The organism is Streptomyces sp. NPDC057543 (assembly GCF_042801895.1).
Taxonomy (GTDB): Bacteria; Actinomycetota; Actinomycetes; order Streptomycetales; family Streptomycetaceae; genus Streptomyces.
Genome location: NZ_JBHVFF010000206.1, coordinates 1 through 15,430, shown reverse-complemented (window position 1 = coordinate 15,430; position 15,430 = coordinate 1). Strand labels below are relative to the sequence as shown.

General features: G+C 70.3%; 15 protein-coding genes and 1 pseudogene. 9 read left to right on the top strand and 7 right to left on the bottom strand.

Annotated elements, in window-relative coordinates; all coding sequences use genetic code 11:
• Positions 1–207: 207 nt before the first annotated feature.
• Entirely contained in the window at positions 208–1,428 is a 1,221-nt protein-coding gene (locus ACFU8Q_RS28575; RefSeq protein ID WP_384458853.1) for a cysteine desulfurase-like protein, read from the bottom strand.
• A gap of 163 nt (positions 1,429–1,591) precedes the next feature.
• Positions 1,592–2,311 carry an aspartate/glutamate racemase family protein gene (locus ACFU8Q_RS28570; protein ID WP_384458850.1) on the bottom strand — a complete coding sequence of 240 codons (720 nt, stop codon included), beginning with the start codon at positions 2,309–2,311 and terminating at the stop codon, positions 1,592–1,594.
• A gap of 531 nt (positions 2,312–2,842) precedes the next feature.
• Between ACFU8Q_RS28570 and ACFU8Q_RS28565 the strand changes: the two genes are divergently transcribed.
• The 4 genes from ACFU8Q_RS28565 to ACFU8Q_RS28550 all read left to right on the top strand — a co-directional run bounded on the left by ACFU8Q_RS28565 (position 2,843) and on the right by ACFU8Q_RS28550 (position 6,700).
• Positions 2,843–3,106 carry a hypothetical protein gene (locus tag ACFU8Q_RS28565; protein WP_384458859.1) on the top strand — a complete coding sequence of 88 codons (264 nt, stop codon included), beginning with the start codon at positions 2,843–2,845 and terminating at the stop codon, positions 3,104–3,106.
• A complete protein-coding gene (locus tag ACFU8Q_RS28560; RefSeq protein ID WP_384458856.1) occupies positions 3,022–3,696 on the top strand; it encodes a PucR family transcriptional regulator in 675 nt (224 codons plus the stop codon). The genes ACFU8Q_RS28565 and ACFU8Q_RS28560 overlap by 85 nt, the downstream gene beginning before the upstream one ends.
• Positions 3,697–3,908: 212 nt before the next feature.
• On the top strand, positions 3,909–4,868 hold the full coding sequence (locus tag ACFU8Q_RS28555; RefSeq protein WP_384458847.1) for a hypothetical protein: 960 nt from the start codon (positions 3,909–3,911) through the stop codon (positions 4,866–4,868).
• Between the two features lie 620 nt (positions 4,869–5,488).
• The gene (locus tag ACFU8Q_RS28550) at positions 5,489–6,700 is read left to right on the top strand and encodes an aromatic acid exporter family protein (protein ID WP_384458844.1); all 1,212 of its coding nucleotides are present in this window, start codon (positions 5,489–5,491) and stop codon (positions 6,698–6,700) included.
• Between the two features lie 43 nt (positions 6,701–6,743).
• On the opposite strand, the gene ACFU8Q_RS28545 is transcribed toward ACFU8Q_RS28550, so the two are convergent.
• A complete protein-coding gene (locus tag ACFU8Q_RS28545) occupies positions 6,744–7,814 on the bottom strand; it encodes a PP2C family protein-serine/threonine phosphatase (RefSeq protein WP_384458841.1) in 1,071 nt (356 codons plus the stop codon).
• 279 nt (positions 7,815–8,093) lie between these two features.
• Between ACFU8Q_RS28545 and ACFU8Q_RS28540 the strand changes: the two genes are divergently transcribed.
• Both ACFU8Q_RS28540 and ACFU8Q_RS28535 read left to right on the top strand, forming a co-directional pair.
• Positions 8,094–9,098 carry an alpha/beta fold hydrolase gene (locus tag ACFU8Q_RS28540; protein WP_384458838.1) on the top strand — a complete coding sequence of 335 codons (1,005 nt, stop codon included), beginning with the start codon at positions 8,094–8,096 and terminating at the stop codon, positions 9,096–9,098.
• Positions 9,099–9,275: 177 nt separating this feature from the next.
• Positions 9,276–9,519 (top strand): annotated as a pseudogene (locus ACFU8Q_RS28535) (Tn3 family transposase); the annotation flags it as partial.
• A 34-nt stretch (positions 9,520–9,553) separates the two neighbouring features.
• On the opposite strand, the gene ACFU8Q_RS28530 reads toward ACFU8Q_RS28535, so the two are convergent.
• Positions 9,554–10,375: a class I SAM-dependent methyltransferase gene (locus ACFU8Q_RS28530; protein WP_384458835.1), complete on the bottom strand. Its 822-nt coding sequence runs from the start codon at positions 10,373–10,375 to the stop codon at positions 9,554–9,556.
• A 72-nt stretch (positions 10,376–10,447) separates the two neighbouring features.
• Between ACFU8Q_RS28530 and ACFU8Q_RS28525 the strand changes: the two genes are divergently transcribed.
• Both ACFU8Q_RS28525 and ACFU8Q_RS28520 read left to right on the top strand, forming a co-directional pair.
• A complete protein-coding gene (locus ACFU8Q_RS28525; protein WP_384458832.1) occupies positions 10,448–11,050 on the top strand; it encodes a TetR/AcrR family transcriptional regulator in 603 nt (200 codons plus the stop codon).
• A 272-nt stretch (positions 11,051–11,322) separates the two neighbouring features.
• Positions 11,323–12,036 carry an N-acyl homoserine lactonase family protein gene (locus tag ACFU8Q_RS28520; RefSeq protein ID WP_384458829.1) on the top strand — a complete coding sequence of 238 codons (714 nt, stop codon included), beginning with the start codon at positions 11,323–11,325 and terminating at the stop codon, positions 12,034–12,036.
• 133 nt (positions 12,037–12,169) lie between these two features.
• On the opposite strand, the gene map is transcribed toward ACFU8Q_RS28520, so the two are convergent.
• A complete protein-coding gene (gene map / locus ACFU8Q_RS28515) occupies positions 12,170–12,964 on the bottom strand; it encodes a type I methionyl aminopeptidase (RefSeq protein WP_384458826.1) in 795 nt (264 codons plus the stop codon).
• A gap of 263 nt (positions 12,965–13,227) precedes the next feature.
• On the opposite strand from map, the gene ACFU8Q_RS28510 reads away from it, so the two are divergent.
• Positions 13,228–13,668 carry a hypothetical protein gene (locus tag ACFU8Q_RS28510; protein WP_384458823.1) on the top strand — a complete coding sequence of 147 codons (441 nt, stop codon included), beginning with the start codon at positions 13,228–13,230 and terminating at the stop codon, positions 13,666–13,668.
• 154 nt (positions 13,669–13,822) lie between these two features.
• Here ACFU8Q_RS28510 and ACFU8Q_RS28505 read toward each other — a convergent pair whose 3' ends face one another.
• Together ACFU8Q_RS28505 and ACFU8Q_RS28500 are read right to left on the bottom strand one after the other, a co-directional pair.
• The gene (locus tag ACFU8Q_RS28505) at positions 13,823–14,278 is read right to left on the bottom strand and encodes a hypothetical protein (RefSeq protein ID WP_384458820.1); all 456 of its coding nucleotides are present in this window, start codon (positions 14,276–14,278) and stop codon (positions 13,823–13,825) included.
• Between the two features lie 484 nt (positions 14,279–14,762).
• On the bottom strand, positions 14,763–15,362 hold the full coding sequence (locus tag ACFU8Q_RS28500; RefSeq protein WP_384458818.1) for an isochorismatase family protein: 600 nt from the start codon (positions 15,360–15,362) through the stop codon (positions 14,763–14,765).
• Positions 15,363–15,430 lie beyond the last annotated feature (68 nt).

The following is a 15,430-nucleotide window of genomic DNA, read 5'->3' as shown; positions in this document are numbered from 1 at the left end:
TGACGCGGGCCGCGGCCAGTCCCTCGTGGTGTGGGCCATCGCGGAGGGACGGTCCGTCGCCGCCGCGACGGACCGCTATCTGAGCGGCTCCACGGTGCTCCCGGCCCCCATTGCCCCCTACGACCGCCCCTTCATCGCCTGAGCACCTCCGGCACCGCGTCGACCAGCGTGTTTCGCAGCGGGGCCGGGTCCACCGGTACGGCCGGGTCAGTCGTCGGCGGGCGCGGTGCGGAGAAGGCCGGAGAGGGCGTCCAGCAGGCGGTCGACGTCCTCTTCGCTGTTGTAGGGCGCCAGGCCGATCCGTACTCCACCCGCCTCCCCGAGCCCGAGGCGGCGGGAAGCCTCCAGCGCGTAGAAGGATCCGGCCGGGGCGACGATGTCCCGCTCCGCCAAGTACCGCGAGGCGGCGGTGGCGCTGCGGCCCGCCAGGGTCAGCAGCAGGGTGGGCGTACGGTGCGCGGCCCGGGAGTGCACGGTGATGCCACCGAGGTCCGCCAGTCCCTCTTCCATACGGGCCCGCAGGGCGTCCTCATGGGCCTCGACCGCCGCGAAGGCGGCGAGCAGCCGTTCCCGCCGGCTGCCGTCGGTCCCGGGGGCGAGCGTGGCGAGGAAGTCCACCGCCGCAGCGGCCCCGGCCAGCAGTTCGTACGGCAGGGTGCCCAGTTCGAAGCGCTCGGGAACCGCGTCGGTGGAGGGCAGCAGCTTGTCCGGCCGCAGCGTCTCCAGCAACTCGGGACGGCTCGCCAGCACGCCCAGGTGGGGGCCGAGGAATTTGTACGGCGAGCAGACCAGGAAGTCGGCTCCGAGACCGCGCAGATCGACGGCGGCGTGCGAGGCGTAGTGCACCGCGTCGACGTGCAACAGCGCCCCTGCCCGGTGCACCACGTCGGCAACGGCGGGAATGTCGGGGCGCGTACCGATCAGGTTCGACGCCGCGGTCACGGCGACCAGGCGGGTGCGCGCCGAGAGTACGGCGGCGATGTCATCGGCCGTCAGTTCACCGGTGGCCGGGTCGAACTCCGCCCAGCGGACCGTGGCGCCCGCGGCCTCGGCCGCCTGGATCCAGGGGCGGATGTTGGAGTCGTGGTCGAGACTGCTGACGACCACTTCGTCGCCCGGGCCCCAGTTCTTCGCCAGGGTGCGGGACAGGTCGTAGGCGAGCTGGGTGGAGCTGCGGCCGAACACGATGCCCCGTGGATCGGCGCCCAGCAGGTCGGCCAGCGCGCGGCGGGCGCGGATCACGACCGCCTCCGCGTTGCGTTCGCCCTCGGTGACATGTCCCCGGTTGGCGAGCGGGTTGGCCAGTGCGTCCGCTATGGCGTCGATCACCGGTTGCGGTGTCTGGGTGCCGCCGGGGGCGTCGAACCGGGCGGAGCCCGCCTTCAGGGCGGGGATCTGGGCGCGGACAGCGTCGACGTCGAAGGTCATGCGTGCTCCTGGAAGCGAGGGGACGAGGCAGGTTCCACCGTACGGAGGCCCCCGGAGTCCCCGTAGGGCGCGGGTTGCCGTACCCGGGCGCGGCGGACTCGCCGCTGCCGGGCAGGGAGCGCGGGGCCGACGACCGCGGGGGCCACTTCGTGGGGACGGAGCGTCAGATGCTGCGGTCCTTCCGGGGAGGGGGCATGTAGGTGGTGCGGCTGGGCCGCACCCCGAGCCGTACCTGGGACTCCAGCCAGGTGACCGCCGCACCGGTGGGGTCGACCACCGGGACGAACGGGCCGTCCTGCGCCAGCCGTTCCTGGAGCGCGGCGGCCACGCCGATCATGCCGGTGCAGCCGAGCACGATCACGTCGGCCTCCCGCCGGGCCACGGCCTCGCGGGCCTGCTCGGCCAGCCGGTCCACCAGCCGCTCCGGGTCGGTGAGCTCCAGGACGGGGATGTCCACCACCCGGATCGGGCCGAGCCGCCCGGTGAGTCCGTAGCGGCGCACGAGGCCGTGCAGCATGGGCAGCACGTTCGGCAGAACGGTGATCACGCCCGCCTTCTCGCCGAGCGCCAGCGAGGTCAGAACGGCCGGTTCGAAACCGCCGACGACCGGGATGTCCACGATCTCGCGGGCGGCGTGCACACCCGGGTCGCCGAAGCAGCTGATGAAAACCGCGTCCGCGCCGTCCTCGGCGGCTTCCTTGACAGTCTCCAGGATGCCGGGCCCGGCCAGGGCCTCGTCGTACTCGGACTCGATGGAGGCGGTGCCCCGGGCGATGCGGCGCACGTCGATCTCGGTGCCGGGTGCGGCCCAGCCGGCGACCTCCTTGCGGACCTCTTCGGTGAACGCGTCGCTGATGACGGGGATCACGACGGTGAGCTTCACAGCACCTCCAGGCGGCGGGAACGGCGTGGGCTTCAGGCTGCGAGCGCCGCCCGTCCCGCACAAGGTGCGACCTGCCCTGCGCGGAGCGGTCGACAGTGCGGTGTGCCCGGCCCGACCGGGGCGGTCCGCACTGCGGTTGTGCCGGCCGGGCCTGAGCCGAAAGGGTGGCCGGATCCCACCTGTGCATGCTGCCTTCTTCCTCGCGGCGGAGAGTGCACAGTGCACGATGACGGGGTGCGGCAGGGGTTCTGGCCTCGCCGGAACCGCTCCCCTTCCAACGTCTCGGAGCCCCCATGGCGTCCTCCGCAGCACAAGACGACTACGCGCTCACCCGCGTCCCCGGCGCAGCGCGTTACCACTGGTTCTCGGTTGCCACCCAGAGGTTCGGCCAGCTCAGCTCGCCGGCCAGCTTTCTCATCGGCGCCACGCCCGGCTTCGGCATGACCTTCTGGAACGCGTACTCGCGATCACGCTCGGTGCGGTGGTCCCGGATGGCCCTTCGAGCGGGCCGACGAGGGCCGCGCCGACACCGTGGCCCTGGGCCTGGCCGTGCTGGAGCCCTTCGTCCGCTCCTGGCTGGCCGCCGAACGCACCCGGGCCGACCACGACACCGTGCTGCGCGAACGGCTGCTGGACGAGGTCACCACCGACCGCGCCACCGTCAGCCGGGACGCCGTGGAGCGCGCCCGGCCCTCTCGCTCGGCTGGCGGCTGGAGGACTGGCACGTCGGCTTCCACCTGCGCTGCGAGAACCGGAACGCCTTCGATCACCCGGGCGCCGTACCCGAGCAATTGAGCGCGGCACTGGCCCGGCACGGTGTGGACGTGCACGTGGTCGCCGAGCGGGAAGGCGGCTGGGCAGCCTGGACGAGCAGCACCCGTGAACCCGCCCCCGACGAGGCCCGCCGCCTGGTGCGGGTGCTGCGCCTCGTGCTGGCGGGACTGCCCACGCAGTGGCGGCCGGTGGCCGGTATCGGCTGGCCGCACCAGGGGCCGGGCGGCCTGGCGGACACCCTGACCGAGGCGCGCAACGCCGCCCATCTGGCCCGGGCCCGGGAGTTCCGGCCGGCGGTGGAGCACACCGATGAACTGGGCGTCAGCCGGCTGCTCGCCGCCTGGCAGCAGTCCGACATCACCCGGGCCTTCGCCGAGACCGCGCTCGCCCCGCTGCGTTCGGCCGAGCACACCCACCTGCTGACCACGCTGCGTGTCTTCCTGGAGAACGGCGGTTCGGCGGCGGCCACCGCCCGAGTCCTGGGACTGCACCGCAACACCGTCGCCAGCCGGCTGAGGCAGGCCCGCGACCGGCTCGGCGTGGACCTGGACGACCCCAGCCGCCGGCTCGCACTCCAGAAGGCCTGCCGCACGCTCGACCCCCAGCCCTGACCACAGAAAGCCGACGCGGTGCAGCACCGCCCCGCCCGGGTGGGCGCCGGGGCCGACGCTCACCCGGGCGGCCGGTCCGCGTCACTCCGTTGCTGTCGAAGCCGCGCCGTCACCGCCGGCCCCGGCGACGCTGAGTCCGGTGGCGGACCATCGACATCTGTACGGGCACCCGTCCCCGTGACGCGGGCCCCGAACGGGAACGGGGCGATCGTATGCGCCAACCACTCGGCCGACGCTCCCTGCTGCTCGGCACCGGTGGTCTGCTCGTGGGAACCGCGGGCTGTTCGGCAACCTCCCGCACAGCGGCCGGACCGTCGACATCCGCGTCCCCGCCGCGGTCCTCCTCGTCGCCGCTGCCCACGACCACGGCCTGGCGTCCCGACCGCGACGACGTGGACCCCGACGTGAAACTCCGCGCCGTACAAGTGGTGGAGGCGATCGGCGCGTGGCCCGCCGGGCAGGGGAGCGCCGCCGCGGCGAAGAGGCGGGTGGCCGCGCTGGGGGCGGCACCGTCACTGGTGGACTCGGCGGGCCCGTTACGGCCCGACGCGCACGAGGCCGCGCTCCAGGTGATCGACGCGCAGTACGGCGGGATTCTGGCGGACACGGCCAGTGTGATCGTGGTTTGCCGCCAGTGGACCCCCGGGCACGCGGGCGGTACGACCGTCGACGTACGCCTGAGCCGGGCGCGGCCCCGCTGGGAGGTCACCGCGCTCCACCCGGGCCGCCCCGGCGCCGCCGCCACGTCGCTGCCCGCGGCGGCGCGGCAGGTGCTGGACGACCCGCGGATCGGCCTGCCGCCCGCGGCGGAGGCCGACATCCGCAGCGGGCACATCCACCCGACCGTCCTACGGGCCCTGCTGCGACTGGCCGGTGCCTACCGGATGGACATCACCGTGTTCCGCTCCGGACATCCGTTGTACGTGTTCGGCACCGACCGGCCCAGCGACCACCCACCGGGCCGCGCCTTCGACGTATGGCGGATCGACGGGCACGAGGTCGTCGATCCGGCCACCCCGCGCCGGCTGACCGAATCGTTCATGCGGGACGCGGCAGCGGCCGGCTCGTACAACGTCGGCGGACCGATCCAGCTCACCGGGGGCGCCACCGCGAATCAGTTCTTCACCGACGCCACCCATCACGACCACGTGCACGTGGGCTTCGCGAGCTGACGCGCCCGGAACAGAAGGAAAGTGGGGCTGTGGCAAAGCGGCGGGGCCTCCCTGGCTCGGCCCATGTGCGTACTTCTCGGCCCGTGTGTGACTTTTCGCCTCGACCAGCGGCGCGGGCCACCTCCACCCGCTGGTCCCCCTCATCGACACGTGCACGGCACGGAGCGACGATGTCCTCGTCGTCGCGCCACCGGGACTCGAAGCGGCACTCGTGCCCGGGAACAGCCGTAGGCGTCCCGCTGGTCTGCGTCCCCCTCTTCGCCGACCGGCCGGTGAACACCCGGCTGGTCACCGAGGCGGGCGCGGGACTCGCCGTCACCCCGACCGGCGGTCCGGCGGACGATACGGCGGTGCTCGGCGCCGACGACATCTCCGATCCGGTCCGCCGTCGAACTGGTGCTCAAGGACCCCTCGTACCGGGCGCGGGCCGCACGCCAGGCCGACGAGACGGGGGCCATCGCCACGTGCGCGGAACTGATCGACACCCTCGATCCGCGTTCCCGAACGCGACAGGTGCGGCAGCCGCGCCTTTGGCGCATCCCACCGTACGGGCACGGCCGTACGGTGGGGTTCGGTGCGTCGACGCGGTGTGACGACGTGCGGGCGGGCATGGGACAGAGATGCCAGCAGTATCCGTGTCCGAGCCCGTGATCAAACTTGTCCGGCGTACGACCGAACCCGTCGGGGCGCAGACCCTGCGCTCCACGGCAGCCGCCGTCATCGCCTACGTCGTAGCGGTGTGGACGCTGCCGCACCCCGCACCGCTCACGGCACCGCTCACCGCCCTCCTCGTCGTACAGGTCACCCTCTACGCGACCCTCACCACCGGGATCCGCCGGGTGAACTCGGTCGTGGTCGGGGTGCTGATCGCCACCGCGCTCAGCGCCCTGGTCGGCCTCAGCTGGTGGAGCCTCGGACTGACGATCTTCGCCTCGCTGATCATCGGGCGGCTGGTGCGGGTCGACGAGTTCGTCCCCGAGGTGGCGATCAGCGCGATGCTCGTCCTGGGCGTCTCGCAGGTCGCGTCCACCGCGTGGGACCGCGTGCTGGAGACCCTGATCGGCGCGGGCGTGGGACTGCTGTTCAACCTGCTCTTCGCACCACCGGTGTGGGTACAGCCCGCGGGAGCCTCCATCGACAGCCTGGCCCGGGCGATGGGACACATGTTCCGAGCCATGGGGGACGACGTCACGGGGCACATCTCGGTCCAGCGGGCGGCCGACCGGCTCCACGAGGCCCGCCGGCTGGACCACGACATCGTGGAGGTCGACGCCTCGCTCCGGCAGGCCGAGGAAGGCCTCACGCTCAATCCCCGCGTCCGGCAGGGACTGCTGTACCGGGTCGTGCTGCGCACCGGTCTGGACACCCTGGAGATCTGCGCCGTGGTGCTGCGGGTGCTGTCCCGCACGCTGACCGACCTGGCCAAGGCCCGTACCGAGGAGACGCTGTTCCCCGCCGACGTCGCCGCACCCCTGAAGGAGCTGTTCGGGCAGATGGCCGGAGCCGTCGAGAGCTTCTCGGAGCTGATCACCACTCCGGTCGCGGAGAACGCCGAGGAGGCGGAGGACCGGCTGGCCCGCGCACTCGCCGTCAGCCGCACGACCCGCAACCGGGTGGCGGTCCTGCTTCTTGAGGCTGTTCAGGAACACCCCGGACAGTGGCAGTTGCACGGAGCCCTGCTCGCCGAAGTGGACCGGATCCTGGACGAGCTCGACATCGACAAGCGCACGGAACGCCTGGGCAAGGAGCTCGACCGGCGTTCGGCGCACGTGCACGAACGCCACCCCTGGCTGCGCGCCGTGTCGCGCCGGCTGCGAGGCGGCCAGAACTGAGGCGGCGCGGGCCGCGGGCCGCCCGCGCAGAGGCCGATGGGGGTCATCCCTGAGCAGGGAGACGTTCGATGGCGACCAGTGCCGCGTCGTCGCCCAGGCGGCCGCCCGCGTGGCGGACGAGGTCGGCGCAGAGCGACTTCAGCAGGCGTTCCGGGGCCTGGCCGCACCGCGACGCGGCCCGTTCCCGGAGCGGGTAGAAGACCCCCGACCGGTCCCGGGACTCTATGACACCGTCCGTGTACAGCAGCAGGGTGTCACCGACGCCGAAGGTGAACGTCTCCGTCATGTGTTCGGTGACCACCAGGTGCGCCAGACCGAGCGGCGGGGACGGCGTCCGTACATGGAGCGGGATCGCCTCGCCACCCCGCAGCAGCAGTGGCGGTGGATGACCGCAGCTGACCAGGTGGAGCTCGGCGCCGTCATCGGGGACGTCGAGAACGGCCGCGGTGACGAAGGACTCCGCGAGATCCTCGTCGTCGTCCCCGTCCCCGCCGTGAACGGCGAAGTTCTGGGCCGGTGCGACGCTCGCCTCCAGACGCGCCACCAGATCCGGCAGCCGCGACTCCTGGCGGGACAGCGCGTGGAAGGCACCCAGCACGCTCGCTGCCTCACCGATCGCGGACAGCCCCTTGCCACGCACATCACCGATGATCAGCCGGGTGCCGTCGCCGGTGCGGGCGGCCGCGTAGAGATCGCCCCCGATCTGCGCCTCCGCCTCCGCCGCCAGATAGACCGAGGCGATGCGCAGCGGGCCACTTCGTACCGGCAGCGGCCGCAGCACCACACGCTGCGCCGCCTCGGCCACCGAACGCAACTGCGTCACCGCCAGCGCGTTGCGTTCTCTCAGGTGGGCGAAGAAGGTGACGAAGGCGGAGATGAGGATGAGCGCGACGATCTGATAGGTGTGGTTGAGGTCGCTGACTCCGGTGTGCCCGGCGGCCACCACGGACTGGGCCAGCACGGCGACGGCGCCGACGCACGCCGTCATGTGCGGCCCGGAGAACGAGGCGGCCAGCGCGGGTGCCGCCACCAGGAACGGGCCGAGATGGACATCCGGCGGCGTGACGATGTCCACCACCGTGACGAGGGCGATCAGCGCGAACGGCACCGCCACGAGTGAGTTCCTGCGTCTTCCGGACTCGCGGAACGATTGCAGGAATCGCCGGGACACCATGATTCCGGAATACCTCACCCGGTCCGCCACCGCCCCTCGTGGGACGGTCACCACGGTGTACGAGGAGCGGCAGGACCCTTCCGTCTCGTCACTCCGCGTCGCTCACTTCTCACTCGAACGTCGGCGGTCTTCACTCTCCTGCTCCTCGTGTCGCGCTGTTCCGGCCGGCCCTGGCGACGCTGAGCCCAACCAACCCTTCCACGACGAAGAGAGAACAGCATGACCGTCTCGACCTTCCTCGCCCCGCGGAGACGGATACGCGGGCGTCGCGCGCAGGCCCTCGCGGCCGCGCTCACCACGGCCGCCCTGGCTGCGGCCCCGGTACCCGCCGCCGCAGCCGACGGCGGCGATCCGGCCGGCGCCAAGCCCACGGTGGTGCTGGTGCACGGCGCGTTCGCCGATGCCTCGGGCTGGAACGGCGTGGTGGAACGACTGAAACGTCACGGGTACCAGGTCACGGTCCCGGCCAATCCGCTGCGCGGGCTCGCCGGTGACTCCGCGTACCTTGCCGACGTCCTGAAGACCATCAAGGGACCGATCGTGCTGGCCGGGCATTCCTACGGTGGTGCGGTGATCGGCGACGCCGCCGCCGGGAACCCGAACGTCAAATCGCTGGTGTACGTGTCCGCGTTCATGCCGGACAAGGGGGAGAGGCTCGCGGATCTGGGCACGAAGTTCGCGGGCAGCGACCTGAACACGGCCCTGAAGCCGGTGCCGTCCCTGGGCTCCGACGGCAAGGAGGGCACCGACCTGTACATCCGGTCCGAGAAGTTCCACGACGTCTTCGCGGCGGACGTGCCGTCGGACACCGCGGCCGCGCTGGCCGCTGCCCAACACCCCATCAGCGGAGCCGCGTTCATGGAAAAGGCGACTGCGGCGGCCTGGCGGACCATCCCGTCCTGGGCGCTGGTCGCCACCCGGGACAAGGCCATCGCCCCGGATCTCGAACGATTCGAGGCCAAGCGCGCCACATCGCACACCGTCGAGGTGGACTCCTCCCACGCCGCGATGATCTCGCACCCCGACGTCGTCGCCGATCTGATCCGGCAGGCCGCCGGAGACCGGACACCGCCGGACTCGCCGATGGCCCCGACGGGTACCAGCACCGTGGTCCTGGCCTCCCTGGGCGCACTCGCGGGCGTGAGCATCCTGACCGGCGCGGGCCTCGTGGCGGCGGCACGCAGGCGCCGCGCAACCGACAGCGGCACCGGCACGGCTCTCTAAGGGCTGTCCCGTAGTCCCTGGCGGGCGTACGACGACAGCTACGGCACCTCGCCGCGTTGTCGGAACGCCCGAATACAGCCAGTATGCGGGCGCCCCTCCGCCTTGCGATGCACCGCATCTGACGCCGCGCGCTGATCCACCAGGGATGACGGGACAGCCCTTAGCCAGTTCGGATAAGACCAGATCGGCGCCCTGGGCTTGGTCCTCAACGCGCTCGTACTGTTCAACACTCGGTACATGGACGCCGCGGTGAACCAGTTGCGTACGGACGGCTTGGACGTCCACGATGAGGACGTGGCCCTGCCTCTCGCCGTTCGTGCGGCATCACATCAACATGCTCGGCCGGTACTTCTTCCAGCTCCCCGAGCTGCCCGGGGGTCTGCGCCCGCTGCGTGATCCGGGCGCTTCCGAGGACGAGTAACGTGCGCGGGCCCGCGCGACCGTGTGGCAGCGGATCAAGGGGTGCCGGCGCGTACGGCGGTGGTCGCCAAAGTGGTGTAGTGCATCGTGAAGCGGCCACCCAGAGCGTCGATAGCATGGCCGACCGCGCCCAGTATCTCGGCCAGCTGATCGGGACGAAGCCGGGTGAGGCCGCCGGTAGTGGGGAGCAGGCCCAGCCATTGGTCGCGCGTGTAGGACTGCTCCCAGCCGAATCGCCACTGTTCCGGGTCGTCGAACTGCTCGGTCTCGCGGATCTTGTCGGCGATCTTCGCGTACCCCGCTCGGTACATGTCCAGCGGACGTCGCGCCGGCTGATTGCTGATCGGGGAGTCGGGCGCCACCCGACGGTAAGCAGCCGCGAACGGCTCGGCCACCTCGGCAGGCGGCTCGAATACGTGCCCGAAGATCGCCAGGCGCCCGTTCGGACGCAGCACCTGGGCCGCCTTCACGGCGCCGGCGACCGGGTCGACCCAGTGCCATGACTGAGCGGCGATCAATGCGTCGAACACTCGACCAGCCGGCTCCCAGGCTTCGAAGGTTGCCACCTCGACCTGCAGGCCGCGTGCTTGCACGAAGTCGGCCATCCGCGCATCCGGCTCGACACCGAGTACGACGCAACCGGCGGCCTGGAATTGACGGGCCGCGATGCCCGTGCCGCAGCCGACGTCGAGCACGTCAGGCCCCGGGCTCCCGGCGACGATACGCGCCACCAGGCCATCGGGATAGCCCGGTCGGGCCTGGTCGTAGCGTTGCGCATCCGTGCCGAAAGACTCGGCCAGCTGTCGAGCCTGATGCGGTTGCGCCGGCTCTGGTTGCTCTCGCGGTAGAGTGGGCATGCGTTCACTTTAGTGGGCAAGCGCCCATAGGCCAACGGATGCCAGGAGCCTGGCGCACGAGAGGATCTGTAAGTGCCGACCGGAGTACACCTTCGCGACGCTCGGCAGCAGCTGTTCGACGCCGCCGAACGCGTGCTGCTGCGGGATGGCCCGAACGGGCTGACCAGCCGGGCCGTCACCGACGAGGCAGTCTGCGCCAAAGGCGTCCTGCACCGGCACTTCACCGACTTCGACGCTTTCCTCACCGAGCTCGTGCTCGACCGGGCCGCACAGCTTGAGACGCAAGCGCATGCGCTGCGCGAGACTGTCGGCACCGGAAACGTGGCTGATAACCTCACCGGCGCGCTGATCACCCTGTTCGGACCGGTTCCCGTGGCGATCATCCCGCTCATCACTTTCCGGGACGAGTTGCGCGCGCGGCTGCGGCAAGCCAGGCCCGGAGGCGGCATCGCGATCCTCGCCCAGGTCACGACCGCGGTCTCCGCTTACCTGGCCGACGAGCGCGCAATGGGCCGCATCTCGGCCGACGCCGACACCGACTCGCTCACCCTCTCCTTGGTCGGAGGCGGGCATCTCCTGTTCGCAGACCGTGACCCCGACCCACCGACGACGGCAACCGTCAACAAGCTGGTGACCACGGTGCTTGCCGACGTCGTGCAACGCCGGCCACGCTGATCCTGACGCGCAGCCCGCAACGGTCCGCGCCGAAAAGGGGCCTCAGCGTCGGCTGTCGCCGGGCGCGAGCAGGCTGGTAGGTCCGGCGATCGCCTCAGGGGAGGCCTTGAAGCAGCGGCGGACATTCGGATGAGCGTGCAGAGCAAGCAGCCTCTTGATGGCCACCCGTCGCTGTTGTCCTCTCTCTGCGATGTGTAGGCAGTCCCGCTCTTCTGCAGGCGTGTATGGCTGGGTCCCGGTCATGTGTAGGCACGACCTGCCAGGATGGCTACATGGGGAAGAACATGGCGGTGCGTCGACTTGATCTCGGGTACTTCATCCGGCCTGCATCGGAGGCGGGCGGCCCACAACCCCGAGTCGAACCTGTCCTTGCCTACCTGGTGCAACACGACAAGGGGTTGATCCTCTTCGATACCGGCATCGGCAGCGCGGACCCCGAAACCGAAGCGCACTACCGACCCCAACGGCGGGCGTTGCAGGATGCCCTGTCAGAATCCGGAGTTGCCCTTGATGACATCTCCGTGGTCGTGAACTGCCACCTGCACTTCGACCACTGCGGCGGGAACCCCCTCCTGGGCGGCAAGCCCATCCTGGTTCAGGACGTCGAACTGGCCACCGCTCGTCGGGGCAACTACACCTTCGATGAACTGATCGACTTCCCCGGCGCAACCTACGAGGAAGTAGCCGGCGAAACCGAGGTCTGGCCGGGAGCCTGGATCATTCCGACGCCTGGACACACTCAAGGGCATCAGTCGCTGGTCGTCAGGCAGGCGGACGGCACAGTAGTCCTCGCCGGCCAGGCTCACGACTTCGCTTCCCATTTCGCATCCGACCAACTGGCCCGTCACGCGGCACTCCAGGGCGTGGAGCAGCCCCTTCCTCCCTACCAGCGCTGGCTGGAGCGACTCGCCGAGTTCGACCCACGGCGTGTGCTCTTCGCCCACGACTGCTCGGTCTGGGAATCGTCGCAGGCCGAAGGTTGCTGAACCCGGCTCTCCGGCACATGCCACGCGCGTCGAACTGCCCACACATGAGCGGGACGGGCCTTGACCCCGAATCTTGAACACGTCCATGCGGCTCTGGTCAGGGTGGTTGCTGTTGGTGGAAGGTGGTCGTTTCTCATGGCTGCGTCTGAGTCTGCGTCTGCTTCGGCAAGGTGAGGATTTCGGCTCCGTCGTCGGTGATAGCGATCGTGTGCTCGCTGTGTGCTGTCCGGCAGCCTGTCGCACTTCGGAGCGTCCACCCGTCAGCATCAGTGACCAGTTCAGCGGTGTCCGCCATGACCCACGGCTCCAGTGCCAGCAGCAGCCCGGGGCGCAGTTTGTATCCACGGCCAGGCCGTCCGGTGTTCGCAACGTGTGGGTCCTGGTGCATCGTTGATCCGATGCCATGCCCTCCGAACTCGGTGTTGATCGGGTACCCGGCCTTGCTGAGGACTGTGCCGATGGCATGGGAGATGTCGCCGATGCGGGCCCCGGGCCCGGCAGCGGCGATCCCAGCGGCCAGCGCGCGTTCGGTTGCACTGATCATCGCGACGCTCTCTGGGGGATGTGCGTCGCCCACGATGAAGCTGATGGCAGCGTCGGCAGCGACTCCGCCTTTGGAGACGGCGAGGTCGAGTGTCAGCAGATCGCCGTCGGTAAGCGTGTAGTCGTACGGGCGTCCGTGGAGCACGGCGTCGTTGACGGCCGTGCAGATGTAGTGGCCGAACGGGCCGCGTCCGAAGGAGGGCTCATAGTCGACGTAGCAGGACGACGCTCCCGCCTCGACGATCATTTTCTCGGCCCACCGGTCGATGTCCAGAAGGTTCGTGCCGATCGTGCTACGGCTCTTCAGTGTCTGCAGGATGTCACCGACCAGGGCGCCGGTGGTTTTTGCCCGGGCCAGCAGGGTGGGGTTGAGGATTTCGATCATGGGATGCCCTTCTCACGCAACCAATAACTATACCGGCCTTACTATACCGGTATTAGAATTGGTGTCGCCGGGCCGGGCGAAGCCCGGGTCGTGTGGGGCTCGTAAAGTCGTTGCTGCAGGTGGGAGTTCGCGTGCAAGACCTCTCGGCGGTGGCTGGGATGTTGCACCAGTGATCATCTCGCTGCTGTACCGGGTCGCCCGGGCGTTGCTGTCCGTGCCTGTGGTCCTGCCGCGCCGGGAGACGGCCAAGGAGGGGTCCTGAGGTGACCACAGCCGGTCCCGGCCGGGACCGGCAGGGTGAGGCCAGGTGCGAGGTCGTCCGCGGGCACGGCGGCCACGCACACGTCGCCGGCCTCGTCGGTCAGTACGGCTTCGAGCGTGAGGCCAGCGGTGTGGTGCGAGCGCTCGGCGGTGATGTGGAAGCTGCTGGCGGCGCAAAGTCGTTCGCGAAGGCGCGTCGCTCAGGCGTCGACCACTCAGGTGCCCCCGACCTCCACGCATCCTTGAGCGGGACGACGTGGTCGATGTCGATTCCGGAGGCCGAGGTGACCGTCTTCCCGTCGCACTCCGAGTACCACATCCCGGACACGGCACGGCACTGGTCGCCCTGCACTGCGTCCCGGCCATCGCGCCGAAGCACGACCTCGCGGGTGTCGCAGGTGCCGTACCGGGTGATCCAGTGCGGGAACTGCGCCCGGGAGTAGCCACGGACGTCGTTCTCATCGGCCACGACCAGGATCACCCAGTGCCGGCCGCCACGAGCATGCGGACGTACATCATGAGCACACCTCCGAAGCAGGTCTGGACGATCGGCGAGCGCTGCGACCAGCAGGCCCGTAGCGGCGACGGGCGTCTTGATCAGGACGTCAGGGTGACCCACCGACCGGTGCGGCCTGTCTCGACGCATTCCTGATACGGATTCAACGGACCTGGCTGTTCCCGACAGCTCCAGACGGATCCTGCGGCGTGGACGGTCGCGGCCCCTTCGCCGCCGCTGTTCCACCTCCGCGTGTAGACGCTCGCGACCTGGAGCGCTGTGGCGCAGTCCCTGGCGCGGGCCGTCCCCACCGTGAGCCCCGATCTGCGGTCGGTGCCGCAGATGACGCCGACTGCCTCGTCGGCCACGCCGAGGCTCGCAAATAGCTTGCGGGCCTTCGCGGCGTCAGGCGCCTCCGGCAGGTCGCGGGCAGCCGGGGCCCGGCCGACGCGGCTGTGGGAGGTGGCGGCCGTGGCGGGAGCGGTGGTGACCGCGAGACCGGCGACCACTGCGGCGGCCGCGAAGAAGGTGGTGATATGGCGCAGAGGACGAATCATGCCCCTCATGCTCCAGCCCTGATCGGCGAAGAATCGTTGCTGCCCGGCGGGCGTCACCCGTGCGGGTGGGAAGTCGTACCGGGAGCTGCAGTGGGACGTCCGGGGATCTGGCCGATACGCGGCGCATCGGGTGATGTCGTGGGCACGGCACGTAGAGGGGCTCGTCGGTAGTCGGGACATCGGCGGTGACGAGCAGGCGCATGGAGCTCGGCACGCTCGCTGGAGCGGTTCGTCGAGCTCCTTCATGTTGCCGAAGTGCAGCCGGGGGAAGCGCTCGGAGCGGGTGTAGCGGTGGCGTTGCCAGAACGGGTACGTGGTGCCGTTGGTGCCCCGCGCTCCTTCCCGGACGCGGTGTCCGGCGTAGCGCTCGTAGTCCCAGACCTCACGTGCGAGGCGTCCCACCGCGTCCGGCCCGGTGATCAGGTGGACACGGCCGAAGCCGGGCTGGCGGGATGTCGGTGCAAGTCGCGCCTCGAATCCGGTGTCAGGGCTGTTCCGGTACGGGTGTCTCGCCGGAGACGTCCACGCCTGCCTGGCGGAAGTCGTTCAGGGCGGCAGCTGTTGTGCGCGGGGCGACCCCGACCGAGTAGTCGAGACGTACCCGCGCACGGAAGCCCGCCGCGACGGCGTCCAGCGCGGTCGCACGCACGCAGTGATCCGTCGCGATGCCCACCACGTCGACGTCCTCGACCCCACGGGCACGCAGCCAGTCCGCCAGGGAGGTTCCTTCCGAGTCCGCGCCTTCGAAGCCGCTCTTCGAGGCAGAGCGGGCACCCTTGAAGAACACGGCGTGCACCTTGCCGTCCGTGACGACAGGCGCGAAGTGGGGGTGGAATTCGCTGCCTTCGTTTCCTGCCACGCAGTGGACGGGGAAGCTGTCCTGGAAGTCCGGGGTCTCGGAGAAGTGGCTGCCCGGATCGATGTGATGGTCCCGGGTGGCCACGACGTACTGGTAGTCGCGCCCCGCGCTCTGCTCAACCAGACCGGCGATCGCCGAAGCGATCCGCGCGCCTCCCGCGACAGGAACACTCCCCCCTTCGCAGAAGTCGTTCTGCACATCCACGACGATCAAGCCTCGACTCATCACGAGTACCTTTCAGAACTGTGGGGCAAAGGAAGGGACCGCTTCAATAGCCTGATCAGCCCGCGGGC